The 12,083-nt window shown below is 39.3% G+C and carries 11 protein-coding genes; 5 read left to right on the top strand and 6 right to left on the bottom strand.

The features are described 5' to 3' along the window. The first annotated feature begins 16 nt into the window (after positions 1–16). Entirely contained in the window at positions 17–595 is a 579-nt protein-coding gene (locus ABIB40_RS15835; protein WP_354360418.1) for an RNA polymerase sigma factor, read from the top strand. Continuing rightward, entirely contained in the window at positions 588–1,910 is a 1,323-nt protein-coding gene (locus ABIB40_RS15830) for a carboxypeptidase-like regulatory domain-containing protein (protein ID WP_354360363.1), read from the top strand. The genes ABIB40_RS15835 and ABIB40_RS15830 overlap by 8 nt, the downstream gene beginning before the upstream one ends. 67 nt (positions 1,911–1,977) lie before the next feature. Here ABIB40_RS15830 and ABIB40_RS15825 read toward each other — a convergent pair whose 3' ends face one another. Genes ABIB40_RS15825 through ABIB40_RS15815 form a run of 3 tightly spaced genes read right to left on the bottom strand, consistent with a single transcriptional unit; the run spans position 1,978 to position 4,364 of the window. Next, entirely contained in the window at positions 1,978–2,394 is a 417-nt protein-coding gene (locus tag ABIB40_RS15825; RefSeq protein WP_354360362.1) for a DUF6691 family protein, read from the bottom strand. Continuing rightward, the gene (locus tag ABIB40_RS15820) at positions 2,394–2,951 is read right to left on the bottom strand and encodes a YeeE/YedE family protein (protein WP_354360361.1); all 558 of its coding nucleotides are present in this window, start codon (positions 2,949–2,951) and stop codon (positions 2,394–2,396) included. Before ABIB40_RS15820 ends, ABIB40_RS15825 begins: the two co-directional genes overlap by 1 nt. A 12-nt stretch (positions 2,952–2,963) precedes the next feature. Next, on the bottom strand, positions 2,964–4,364 hold the full coding sequence (locus ABIB40_RS15815; protein ID WP_354360360.1) for an MBL fold metallo-hydrolase: 1,401 nt from the start codon (positions 4,362–4,364) through the stop codon (positions 2,964–2,966). Positions 4,365–4,659: 295 nt separating this feature from the next. On the opposite strand from ABIB40_RS15815, the gene ABIB40_RS15810 reads away from it, so the two are divergent. Continuing rightward, complete coding sequence (locus ABIB40_RS15810; protein WP_354360359.1) at positions 4,660–5,799, top strand: M28 family metallopeptidase; 1,140 nt, start codon at positions 4,660–4,662, stop codon at positions 5,797–5,799. Positions 5,800–6,013: 214 nt separating this feature from the next. Here the strand turns inward: ABIB40_RS15810 and ABIB40_RS15805 are convergent, their stop codons facing one another. Further along, entirely contained in the window at positions 6,014–6,556 is a 543-nt protein-coding gene (locus ABIB40_RS15805) for an NUDIX domain-containing protein (RefSeq protein WP_354360358.1), read from the bottom strand. 38 nt (positions 6,557–6,594) lie between these two features. Continuing rightward, entirely contained in the window at positions 6,595–9,072 is a 2,478-nt protein-coding gene (locus ABIB40_RS15800) for a TonB-dependent receptor (protein WP_354360357.1), read from the bottom strand. Between the two features lie 212 nt (positions 9,073–9,284). Here ABIB40_RS15800 and ABIB40_RS15795 point away from each other — a divergent pair, with 212 nt between their 5' ends. Together ABIB40_RS15795 and ABIB40_RS15790 are read left to right on the top strand one after the other, a co-directional pair. After that, positions 9,285–10,214: an NAD(P)-dependent oxidoreductase gene (locus ABIB40_RS15795; RefSeq protein WP_354360356.1), complete on the top strand. Its 930-nt coding sequence runs from the start codon at positions 9,285–9,287 to the stop codon at positions 10,212–10,214. Between the two features lie 79 nt (positions 10,215–10,293). Beyond that, positions 10,294–10,725: a hypothetical protein gene (locus ABIB40_RS15790; RefSeq protein ID WP_354360355.1), complete on the top strand. Its 432-nt coding sequence runs from the start codon at positions 10,294–10,296 to the stop codon at positions 10,723–10,725. Between the two features lie 481 nt (positions 10,726–11,206). Here ABIB40_RS15790 and ABIB40_RS15785 read toward each other — a convergent pair whose 3' ends face one another. Then, positions 11,207–12,076, bottom strand: coding sequence for a glycoside hydrolase family 16 protein (locus tag ABIB40_RS15785; protein ID WP_354360354.1), 870 nt, complete (start codon positions 12,074–12,076; stop codon positions 11,207–11,209). Positions 12,077–12,083 lie beyond the last annotated feature (7 nt).

The following is a 12,083-nucleotide window of genomic DNA, read 5'->3' as shown; positions in this document are numbered from 1 at the left end:
ATTAGGTAAATTATTTTTGAACTTTATAAAGCATACAGCTGATAGGCAGCAGGTTGAAGACGTAGAGCTTATTGCTAAGTACAAGAGCACGGGCAATTTGGAAACTTTGGGCATGTTGTATAACCGATACATGCACTTGGTTTTTGGCGTATGCATAAACTATTTTAAAGACGAAGAACTTAGCAAAGATGCCGTAATGCAAATTTTTGAGGAGCTGATCCCAAAATTAATGGTGCACGAGGTACAGAATTTTAAAAGCTGGTTGCACGTACTTACGCGAAACCATTGCTTAATGGCCTTGAGAAAATCTGGGAAACAAACTATCGTTTCTTTAGATGATACGTTTGTGGAAAATACTGAATTTGTGCATCTAGATATAGACAACACAAAAGAAACACAGCTTACGTTGATGGAGAAATGCATGGAGTCGTTGATTGAGGAGCAGCGCAAAAGTGTAGATTTGTTTTACTTACAAGAGAAATGTTATAAAGAAGTGGCCGAAATAACCGGTTACGATATGTTAAAGGTAAAAAGCTATATCCAAAACGGTAAGCGGAATTTAAAAATCTGTATAGAGAAGAACAGTAGTGAATAACGATTGGTTAGATATCGCCGTGCTTGAAGCTTACCTAGAAGGTAAGCTTGGTGCGCAAGCTATGCACCGGGTTGAGCGGCAAGCGCTTGAAGATCCTTTTGTGGCGGAAGCTTTGGAAGGGCTAAAGGCAACGCCCAGAAGGAAACAAACACTTTCTATTTTACAAAAGCAATTGCACGAGCGGGTTAAAAACCAACCTGTAAAACGGAAAATATGGGGAATAACCACGCAGCGCTTAAGTATAGCAGCAACTGCTACGGTTGCATTTATCGCGGTAAGCATTTTATTTATAATGCGCGAAACCAATAGACGCAATCAGCTTACCAAGCAAAACCACAAAGAGGTTATGGTAAATCTGGATAGCAACGTTACGATTGCAAAACAGCAGCCAAAGCGTGCAATAGTACCAACTGCAGAAAGACCGATACAGCAGGATAAAATTGTTTCCGCTCCTAAAGCAGTAATTTCTGAAAATGTTCCCCGTGAAGTGGAGGAAGCCCAACTCGCATCTTCTGTTACAAAAACTGATGCCGATGTTGCTCAAGCAGTTGCAAGCAGCGCGCGGATTGCAGCGGCGGCCCCACAAAAAACCAATGAAATTAGAGCGGTGTTAGAAAACAGCGCAAAGGGTATAGGAATAGCAACCAAAACAAATGAAGTGTTGATCGGAAAGGTGGTTTCTAAAGGCGACGGATTGGCCTTGCCCGGAGTTACCGTAAGATTAGAAGACAGCAATGTATCTACCACAACCGATAAGAATGGCAATTTTACGCTAGTTGCAGACAGCAGTAAAAAAAGGAATTTAGTGGCAAGTTATATTGGCTATAAGCAAAAAATTGTAAATATGACCTTTTTGAACAATCGTCAGAGCCCAATTAAATCATTAGATTCGGCGGGTTTGCCAAAAAAGTCCATCAGTGAGGAACATTTAGCTGTAAACAAACCGCTATATATTGCGCTAGAACCAGACAAAGGTTCTTTAGCCGAAGTAGTGGTGGTTGGCTATAAAGCCCCCGCAAAAAAGCAGATGTCGTCAGCAAGCCAAACCATTTTAATGTCTTCAGCGTCTTTGCCTCTCATCGGCTGGACAAAATGGCGAGAATATCTGCAAAAAAATAATCGCATCATTAAAACTGACAGTATTAAAAAAGAAGTTGTTTTGGGCTTTCATGTGTCCAATCAGGGTGCTCCGATTTACGTAAAAGTGATTAAGAGCGTTGGTAAAAAAGAAAATGCAGAGGCAATTCGCTTGTTAAAAGACGGGCCGCTTTGGAAACCTGTTGAGGAAGAGGTACAGGTAACAATCGATTTCTAGCCCGGTGCCTTGGATTAAATTTTTGCCGTTTGGTTGGTATAAAGGTTTTTGAAACATCAAATTTTAGCTAATGCGGAAGGTTCTTTTTGATTATTCCATACAGCAACGTCCCTAACAAGGCGCCTAAAATAACCACCAACATGGTGTAATAGCCATAGCCAACATTCACAAACATTGGCCCAGGGCAAGAGCCGGTTAAAGCCCAACCTAAACCAAAAATACTACCGCCGTATAAGTACCTTTTCCAGCTCTTCGCTTTGTCTTTGATGTTTATCTTTTCGCCATCCGTATCGTTTAGGTTGAGTTTTTTGATCAACCAAACGATAATCACTCCAAAAAACACCGCTGTAAAAATGATGCCGTACATGTGGAAAGCTTGAAAACGAAACATTTCTTGGATTCGATACCAAGAAACCGCTTCTGATTTTACCATAACTACGCCAAAAAACACGCCGCAAAGGATATATTTTATGCCCTTCATCATTAAAAAATTAGTGGTAAGATAAAAAAGGTCATAACCAAGCCGCCAATAAAAAAACCGACAACGGCAATTAATGAAGGAATTTGAAGGTTGGCCAAACCGCTAATCGCGTGTCCAGAAGTACATCCTCCTGCATATCGCGTACCGAAACCAACAAGCATCCCACCAAAAATTAAGATGGAAAAACCTTTAAAACTGGTAAGCACATCCAATCCATAAATTTGCGATGGATTTAGTTGACCGTCGAATTTAATCCCGATGTTGCTCAAGTCTTTTATTGTAGAAGATGCCAGTTTTATGGGTGCATCGTCTTTTAAAAATGTAGATGCAATAAATCCACCTAACATGGCGCCGACTAAAAAGAGCAGGTTCCAACGTTGTGCTTTCCAATCGTAGTTAAAAAATGAAACCTTTTTTCCCGCACCAAAGATGCTGCACATCGTGCGTAGATTAGATGAAAATCCAAAAGTTTTCCCAGAGAAAAGGAGTGCCGCCATAGTTAGGGCAATGCAAAAGCCAGAAACGTACCACGGCCATGGTTCTTTTATTAATGTTAACATTTAAAGTATAATTTAAAGGTTTGCCACGGTGGCGATGTTGCCGTTTTCTTTAATGGCTTTAAAGCCACCCGTTATGTCAATTAAATTTCTAAAACCGCGTGCCCGCAAAACAGTGTTAAACACCATTGAACGGTAGCCGCCTGCACAGTGTACAAAATAGGTCTCGTCTTTGTTCAACTTGGTCATTTGTTCGTTCACATAGTCTAATGGAATGTTTTTTGCGCCTTTGGCATGTTCGGTTTCAAATTCGGTTTCTTTCCTTACGTCTAATATAATTACATCGGCTTTGCCTATTTTTTGTGCTAGCTCGGCAGGGTTGATGGAGTTAATATGGTCCATTTCTTTCCCAGCTTTCTCCCAAGCTTTTACTCCGCCAGCTAAAAAGCCGATGGTATGATCGTAACCTACGCGCGCTAACCTGGTAATGCTTTCTTCTTCTCTACCTTCGTCTGTTATCAATAAAATTTGCTGCGAGATGTTTGGGATTAATGTGCCCACCCAAGGCGCAAAACTACCATCTATACCAATGTTTATAGCGTTCGGCACAAAACCTGCTGCAAAGGTTTGCGGTGGCCGGGTATCTAAAATAATGGCGCCGGTTTGGTTGGCCAATATTTCAAACTCATTCGGGTTAAGGGCTTTATTTCCTCTTTCTAAAACAGCATCAATAGAATCGTAACCCTCACTGTTCATTTTAACATTTAGCGGAAAGTAAGCCGGTGGTGGCAAAAGGCCTTCGGTAACTTCCTTAATAAACGCTTCTTTAGTCATCTCTTGGCGCAACGCATAATTTGTCTTTTTCTGGTTGCCTAGCGTGTCGGTAGTTTCCTTGCTCATGTTCTTGCCGCAAGCACTGCCTGCGCCGTGGGCAGGGTAAACTACAATATTGTCATCCAAAGGCATAACTTTATTGCGTAAAGAATCGAACAAGTAGCCTGCCAGTTTTTCTTGCGTTAAATCTTTGGAAATGCTTTGGGCGAGGTCTGGTCTACCTACATCGCCAATAAAAAGGGTATCGCCAGAAAACAGCGCTTTCTGATTTCCACTTTCATCTTTTAATAAGAAGCAGGTACTTTCTATGGTGTGCCCCGGCGTATGCAGTGCGGTCATGCTAATGTCGCCAAGTTTAAAAACCTCATTGTCTTTGGCTTGATGAAAATTGAAACTTGGTTTGGCATAAGGGCCATAAACGATAGTTGCACCAGTTTTTTTAGCCAGATCCAAATGGCCAGATACAAAATCGGCATGAAAGTGTGTTTCGAAAACATATTTTATCTTCGCTTTTTGTGCATTTGCTTTGTTAATATAAGGTTGTACTTCTCTAAGCGGATCTATAATTGCTGCTTCGCCATTGCTCTCGATATAATACGCGCCTTGCGCCAAACAACCAGTATAAATTTGTTCTATAAACATTTTTAAAAGTATCAATATCTCTTATATCCTGCCTTTGCGTTGTTTAGAGATGATTTTTTAATTGAGATTGTCCCAAACAAGGAAATCTATCGTAAATGTACGGAAGTTTGTGAGAGCAAACCAAAACAGCTATATTTCATACAAAAGCCCGACAAACTAAACTTTCGGTTTTAGAGCTTTGCTGTTTTTTCGTAACTCGGATGTTTTTTGGATTTTTAGGTTTCGAAGAATTAGACTTATTTTGATGCAATTTTTTTAAATGGCAGTTGTTACTAATGAATTAAATCGCAAAGTGATGAAAAAGATTTTTGCTTTAATGTTTATCAATTTAATGGCAATATGTGCTCATGCTCAAGACATTACGTACACCAAAAATGTAATAGATACTTTAGCTTCGGCGAAATATTGGGGAAGAGGTTATACGAAAGGTGGGATGAAGTTGGCTGCTGATTATTTGACCAATCAGTTTAAAGAAATTGGTTTAGAGCCTTTGGCCGAGGATTTTCGTCAGCGTTTTGAATACCCAGTAAATACTTTTCCTGGGAAAATGTCGGTTACCTTAAATGGAAAACAGTTGGTTCCCGGTCAAGATTTTATTGTCGGCAACGGAAGTCCGGGGTTGAAAGAAAGCACTAGGCTAAAAAAGTTAGATAGCGTAAATTTTGTTTCAGCTGGTCTTAACGTAGTTTTTAAAGATAAGCTTACTTGGTCGGTTGCCACGAGTTTAGATAGCCTTACAACCATCGAATTGAACACGAATACGGTAAAGCAAACGCCAAAACGGATAGAAATAGACATTGAGAATAAGTTCGATTCTGCATTTCGAGCTGCTAACATTTGTGGCTTTGTGCGTGGTACAAAGCATCCAGATTCTGTGCTGATGATTACCGCGCATTATGATCACCTTGGCGGTATGGGTGCGGACACCTATTTTCCGGGCGCTAACGACAATGCTGCTGGCGTAGCAACTTTGCTAAGCTTAGCAAAATATTACATTAAAAATCCACAGTCTTATACAGTTGTATTTGTTTGTTTCGCAGGGGAAGAAGCTGGTTTACTAGGCTCTGGGTTTTTTGTACAGCACCCACCATTTCCATTGGCAAACATCAAGTTTTTAATCAACTTAGATTTGGTTGGAACGGGCTCTGAAGGTATGACCGTTGTAAATTCTACCGTTTATCCGAAGGCATTCGACTTGATGAATAAAATAAATGACTCAGAACATCTTATTTCCGTAATCCATCCCAGAGGAAAAGCGGCCAACAGCGACCATTACTTTTTTAGCCAAATGGGCGTTCCTGCTTTCTTTATCTATACACAAGGTGGGCCAAAAGCGTATCACGACATTTATGATGTACCTCAAAACTTGCCTTTAACAGCTTATCAAAACTTATTTAAATTGATTGTTGATTTTTTCGGAAAGCTATCGGAGTAGACCAAAGCTGAAAGACTAAAGCAGAAAAGTGATCACACCCCAATAACTCCTATAAAAAGATGCATAGCCTCGGCCGAAATATTAGCGGTGGATTTCAATCGATTGCGTTTAGCGCGTATACTCTGCAAACTTTGCGAAAATTTTTGCGCACTTTGTGGTTAGTATCCGTAAATGGATATAATCGTAAATCGTAATTCTGAAATCGTAATTTAATTTATCCCAAAATAACCTTTGCTTTTAAAATGGCGGCAACGCTTACCGAATCTGTTATTTCGCCGTTCAACACCATCTTGTACACCTCTTCAAAAGGCAATTTTTTTATCTGTAGCTGTTCTGTTTCTTCTGGCATGGCAATTCCCTCAATTAAATCTCTGGCTAGGTAAACAATGCAAAGTTCATCACTCACAGAATTAGATAGGTGCATGCGCAAAATCTCTTGATAATTTTTTGCGCTTAAGCCTGTTTCTTCTAACAACTCTCGCTTTGCGCTTTCTAATGGCTGTTCGTTAAAAGGGCCACCGCCTTCTGGAATTTCCCAGCTATAAGTGTTTGTCGCATAGCGAAATTGCCCCACCAACCAAGTATTTCGGTCACGATCTATTGGCAATATGCCAATGGCGATGTTTTTAAAATGCACCACGCCGTAAATTCCGTTGCCTCCAGATGGATTAACAACTTGGTGCTCGGTAAGGCTGATCCAATTGTTGTCGTATTTTTTTTTGCTACTTAATGTTTGCCATGGATTTTTTTCTTTCATCACCAAAGATAAAATTTTGCTTAAACGAATGGAAAGTTTTAAAATGAAGTTTCATCTCCGCGATTGTCTTGTTGCTGGTCGCCTTTCTTTTGCTTATTCATTTTAAAAGTGCTTTTTCCAAAGCGATAAGAGAAAGTTAAGTTGCCCATTGTGCCATTAAGCTGTCTTTCGAAAGCGGTACTTGCATTTTGGCCAATGTTTGTAAAACTGTATTTTCTGGTATTAAAAACATCTCTCACATTAAAGCTAAGAGAAGCTTTTCCATTCAATAAATCATATTTTGCACCCGCATCTATGTTGTAAATGGCATTTCTTTTGCCTTGTGGTTGTACTTCTGCGCCTCGATATTCTCCCCTTATTTGAATGGTTAAATGCTTAACATAACTTAGGTTGGCGGTTAAGTTGCCATTATAGCTAAAGCCACTATTGGGCGCAATACCGAAAGCAGGAGCACCTTTTAAATCGCTTTGATAAAGGTTTACGTTGCCTGTAAAATTTAACTTCTTCGATGCGGTATATTGTGCAATAAGCTCTAAACCTGTGTTTATTTCGCTACTTAGGTTTTGTGGTGTGGTAATAATAATTCCGTTTGCATCTGGTTCGCTGCGTACGCGTTCTACCACATCGTTTGTTTTTCTCAAATAAACACTACCCGTAAAAGTAACGTTTTGCCAATATTTGCTATAGCCCAATTCAAACGAATGCACGTCTTCTGGTATAAGATTTGGGTTTCCTTGTCGGTAGTTTAGCGGGTCAGATACATCTAAAAATGGGTTTGTTTCCCAAGCACGCGGTCTGTTAACTCGGCGGGTGTAGCTTAATTGTAGCTGTTGGTCGCCTTTAAACTTCTGTGTTAAAAATACGCTTGGATAAAGTCGCTTATATTGTATTTTACCGGGGGTAGCATAAGGTAAATTGTTGTTGTAACCTTCTAAATAAGTATTTAGTTGAGCGTCTTCTCCACGTAATCCTATTTGGTAGCCAAAATTATTTAATTGATTTTGGTAGTTTAAATAGAGGGCATGCACTTGATCTTTACTCTTAAAAAAATTGTTTAACAGGTTATTACTGATGTCTATCGAGCTTCCGGTTAACAAAGAATCGGCAATTTGCGTATTGTCTGCCAATTTAATTTGGCTGCGGTAACCAGCCTCTATCTTTCCATTTTGGCCAACTGGTAAGGTATAATCTGCCTGGATGTTGTAGTTGCTGTTGTTGCCCGAGTTGTAAATGTTTTGCAAGGCCGCATCTAAATCGGTAGGTGTACCGTTTAAATTGGTTATTTGCGTATCGTAAGCCTGATTATTGTCATTTACACCGTTGCTATAACCAAAGTTAAAGGTAAGTTCTTCTTTCGGTTTGTTAAATTTCTGCGTGTAATCTAGGTTAAGATCATAACTGTTTCCAGTACCATTGGTTAAATTATTTCTATTGCTTAACTTAACTGGCTGAAGCCCGCTGGTAAGTTGGCTTATGTTTATAAGTTCGTTCCTATTGTTGTCTCTACTGTTAAAACCGCCAGAAAAACTAACGATGCTTTTATCGGTGATATAGTAATCTATGCCCGCTTTTACGTTGTTGCCCTTGTCTGTAGATCTAGAATCGGTAAGTTGGTTAGCAAAGTTGATGTCGCCGATGGGTTGAAAATAATCAATGTTCTGAAATCCCCCAAAGTACCTGTTTCCGTACCTGTAACTGTAATTTCCGTAAAGATTCACCTTGCTGTTTTGAAAACTTAAATTGGTGCTTGCGTTGTAATTGTCTTTATTGCCGGCAGTTACTGCAACCGATCCGTTAAAACCGAGTTTAGTGTTTTTTTTAAGTACAATGTTTATAATACCAGATTGGCCTTCGGCATCGTATTTGGAACTTGGGTTGGTAATAACCTCTACACTTTCTATGGAGCTGGCAGGTATAGATTGCAAAATTTGGCTAATGTCTCCACCCGCAATAAGAGATTGTTTGCCGTCTATCAAAACCTTAACGCCGGCAGACCCTCGCAAACTTACATTTCCATCTATATCTGTTTGGATAGAGGGCACGTTTTGCAATACGTCTGATGCAGAGCCGCCCTCGCTAACCAAACTTTGGTCTACAGAAAAAATCTTCTTATCGATGCCCAGCTGGATGGAAGCTTTTTTTCCGGTAACCTGCACTTCGCTAAGCACGTTGCCTTTTCCGCTGGTCATCTGTATGTTTCCAAAGTTTAGCGTTTTGGTGGCAGCCGTAACCTCTACGTTACTTCTTACCATGGTTTGATAGCCGACAAAGCTAATTTTAAATGTATATTTTCCTATCGGGATATTTGAGATGCTAAAAGCACCGTTCACATCCGTTTGCACAATTTTTACCTTTGCCTGAGAGGCTGGATTAAGCAAAACGGCGGTAGCAAATGGAATGGTTTCTTGTGTTTTTGCATCTTTTAAAACCCCGGTAATTTTCCCTTGATTTCCTTTTTGGGCAAATAAAGAAAGCGTGAATAATAAAAATGTAATGGTAAGTAAGTTGGTTTTCAATGTTGTATGTGTTGTTAAGTTTCCCTGTTTGTAAGGGATTGACAAAGAAACACCAACAAAGTTTAATAATGATTGTGGTAACTATTTTATTACAGCATTTTGAGGTAATATTTTAGATAGATGAAGCTGAAATTAGCCTCTTTTTAATAGAAAAAAGCTTTGCCTCTTGCTTATGTTAGCTCGTGTTAAAAATGAGTATGTTTGCTTTTACTATGGATAATAAAATATTAATTGTTGATGATCTGCATCCTATTTTTAAAAAGCAGGCAGCGGCTTTAGGGTACTTGGTACACGACGAACCGTTAATTACAAGAGCGCAAACGCTGGCAAGAATTGGCGAATACACTGGTATTGCTGTAAGAACAAAGTTTAAGATTGATGAAGAAATTTTGAATGCGGCAAAAAAACTAAAGTTTATTGCACGTGCCGGTGCCGGTTTAGATAATATTGATGTGGCCTTGGCCGAAAAGCTAAACATTAAACTTATTAATGCACCCGAAGGAAACAGAGATGCCGTCGGCGAACATGCTGTTGGAATGCTGCTTTCGCTGATGAATAAGTTAAATATCGCCAATCAACAGGTTAGGGAACTAACTTGGGACAGAGAAGGAAATAGGGGGCACGAGTTAAAGGGAAAAACTGTTGGCATCATTGGCTACGGCTTTATGGGGCACTGTTTTGCCAAAAAACTTGCAGGTTTTGAGGTAAATGTGTTGGCTTATGATAAATATAAAACCAACTTTTCTGATGTTTATGCGCGCGAAGTGAGTATGGAAGAAATCGTTAAACATTGCGATGTTTTAAGTTTACATATTCCGTTAACCAGAGAAACAAGGCAGATGGTTGATGAGGAATATTTTTACCAATTTAAAAAGCCCATATTTTTTTTAAATACTGCCAGAGGAGAAGTTGTGCATACCAAAGCAGTTTTAAACAACATTAAAAACGGTAAAATTTTGGGCGCTGGACTAGATGTCTTAGAAACAGAAAAGTTTCCGGCACTAGAAAAAGAGGATTGGTTTGAGGAGCTAAAGAAAAATGAAAAAGTAATTTTAACTCCGCATGTAGCCGGATGGACGTTCGAAAGCTATCGGAAGATTTCTGAAGTGCTAGTGGAAAAGCTAAAGAAATTGAATTTTTAAAGATTAGGTTTTTGTCTGCTATGAAGTTCGAGTAATAAGGGGCAGATAATTGTATCTTTGCAGGGATAAAATTACAACTATGGCAATTTTGCATAATAAAGAATTTAAGATAGCTTCGGTAATTGAAAAATTACCAAAGAAATATACAGAAGATCAATTTGTAGAGCAGTTTATAAAACTTTTTTCTAAAGAATGGGGGAAAATAAAAACGGCTTACATCAAACAGTCTCAAGATAAGGAGCCGGGCACGGTTATCAATATGCCAAAACCCGATTTATATTTAAAGCAACTGCTTAAAAACTTTCTTCGGCGCGAAGACGAAAAAGCGATAGAGCCAAAGGATGTTGAGCCTGTAAAAATCGAAGAACAAGAAGAAATAGTACCCCAAAAAGTTGTTCGGAAAGCTAAATCTGAGAAAAAAGAGGATGTCGAAATTCAGCAAGAGGAAAAGACGGAAATAAAAAAGCCAAAAAAAGATGCTGCGGAAAAAAAGTCTAAGCTAAAAAATTAATTTTTTTAGATTGATTATGAGCGTATTGGCTTCGAAAAAGGTTGAAACAGCCTTGTCAGCCAACAAAAAGCGGAAGCTTAATACAATAAAGTCCAATTTTTGTCGTCTATATAACTGAGAGCGTTAATTTAGATTTCGGGGATGGGTCGGTATGATTCATCCCCGATTTTTTTTGCTCGATTTCGATGACTGGTATTTGCAAAATATTTTAGACTATGCACAATAAAGTCGAATGTTGTTCGTCTATATAACTGAGAGCGTTAATTTAGATTTCGGGGATGGGTCGGTATGATTCATCCCCGATTTTTTTTGCTCGATTTCGTTGGCTGGGTATTTGCAAAAATATTTTAGACTATGTACAATAAAGTCGAATGTTGTTCGTCTATATAACTGAGAGCGTTAATTTAGATTTCGGGGATGGGTCGGTATGATTCATCCCCGATTTTTTTATCGTTAAATTCTGACCTCTCATTTCCCAAATCTATTTATCAATCATTTTATAATATCTCACGTAATCTACCTCCATCTTTTGTGGAAATATACTGTTATCTACGCCTTTCGCACCACCCCAATCGCCCCCAATAGCCAAGTTTAACAAGAGGTGAAAGCGCTTGTCGAAAGGCCAAGCTGCTGGTCCTTTGCCTTCATTCTCAAGAGCAAAAACCTGTATGCCATCGTAAAATCCTCGTATGGCAAAAGGAGTCCAATCTACCCTATAGATGTGAAATTCTGTACTTGCGGTTTCTATGGTTTTGGTAGCAGTTCTCTGTGTATTTATTTTAAAATTGTACAATTCTGTGTGGGTGGTAAAATGAACCACATTTTGATCGTAACCCACATGTTCCATAATATCAACTTCTCCCGATTTTGGCCAATCTCCATAAGCCCGATCGGTAGGTAGCATCCAAATGGCTGGCCAAGTGCCTTTGCCGATAGGTAATTTTGCTCTTATCTCGAACCTGCCATATAGCGCATCTAATTTGCCTCGTGTAACCATGCGCGATGAAGTGTAATCCCTACCCTCAAAACTTTCTTTTTTTGCAGTAATGGACAATATGCCGTTTGCAACACTTGCATTATTGGTGGTATTGGTATAGTATTCTAACTCATTGTTTCCCCAGCCGCTGCCGCCGGTATCGTAATCCCATTTGCTAGATAGAGGCGCGCCAGAGTTAGAAAATTCGTCGCTCCAAGTTGGTGTACTTTCAAAAGTCCAATTTTTATCTACTGGTTTTACTTCCTTTGGCGGTACGTACACCGGCTTTTCTTGCGCAGCGTTTTTAGAGCATGATGTAGCACCGAAAATGAGCACACCTAAAAAAATGTTAATTGGTTTTCTGTAGTTTTTCATGATATTT

It is taken from the genome of Pedobacter sp. UYP30, from assembly GCF_040547165.1.
GTDB lineage: Bacteria > Bacteroidota > Bacteroidia > Sphingobacteriales > Sphingobacteriaceae > Pedobacter.
This window is presented reverse-complemented; position numbering and strand designations above follow the sequence as displayed.

Coding starts and splice junctions, on each gene's coding strand:
- ABIB40_RS15825 (WP_354360362.1), bottom strand. CDS start 2,394: ATGATGAAGGGCATAAAATATATCCTTTGCGGCGTGTTTTTTGGCGTA.
- ABIB40_RS15820 (WP_354360361.1), bottom strand. CDS start 2,951: ATGTTAACATTAATAAAAGAACCATGGCCGTGGTACGTTTCTGGCTTT.
- ABIB40_RS15815 (WP_354360360.1), bottom strand. CDS start 4,364: ATGTTTATAGAACAAATTTATACTGGTTGTTTGGCGCAAGGCGCGTAT.
- ABIB40_RS15810 (WP_354360359.1), top strand. CDS start 4,660: ATGAAAAAGATTTTTGCTTTAATGTTTATCAATTTAATGGCAATATGT.
- ABIB40_RS15805 (WP_354360358.1), bottom strand. CDS start 6,556: ATGAAAGAAAAAAATCCATGGCAAACATTAAGTAGCAAAAAAAAATAC.
- ABIB40_RS15795 (WP_354360356.1), top strand. CDS start 9,285: ATGGATAATAAAATATTAATTGTTGATGATCTGCATCCTATTTTTAAA.
- ABIB40_RS15790 (WP_354360355.1), top strand. CDS start 10,294: ATGGCAATTTTGCATAATAAAGAATTTAAGATAGCTTCGGTAATTGAA.
- ABIB40_RS15785 (WP_354360354.1), bottom strand. CDS start 12,076: ATGAAAAACTACAGAAAACCAATTAACATTTTTTTAGGTGTGCTCATT.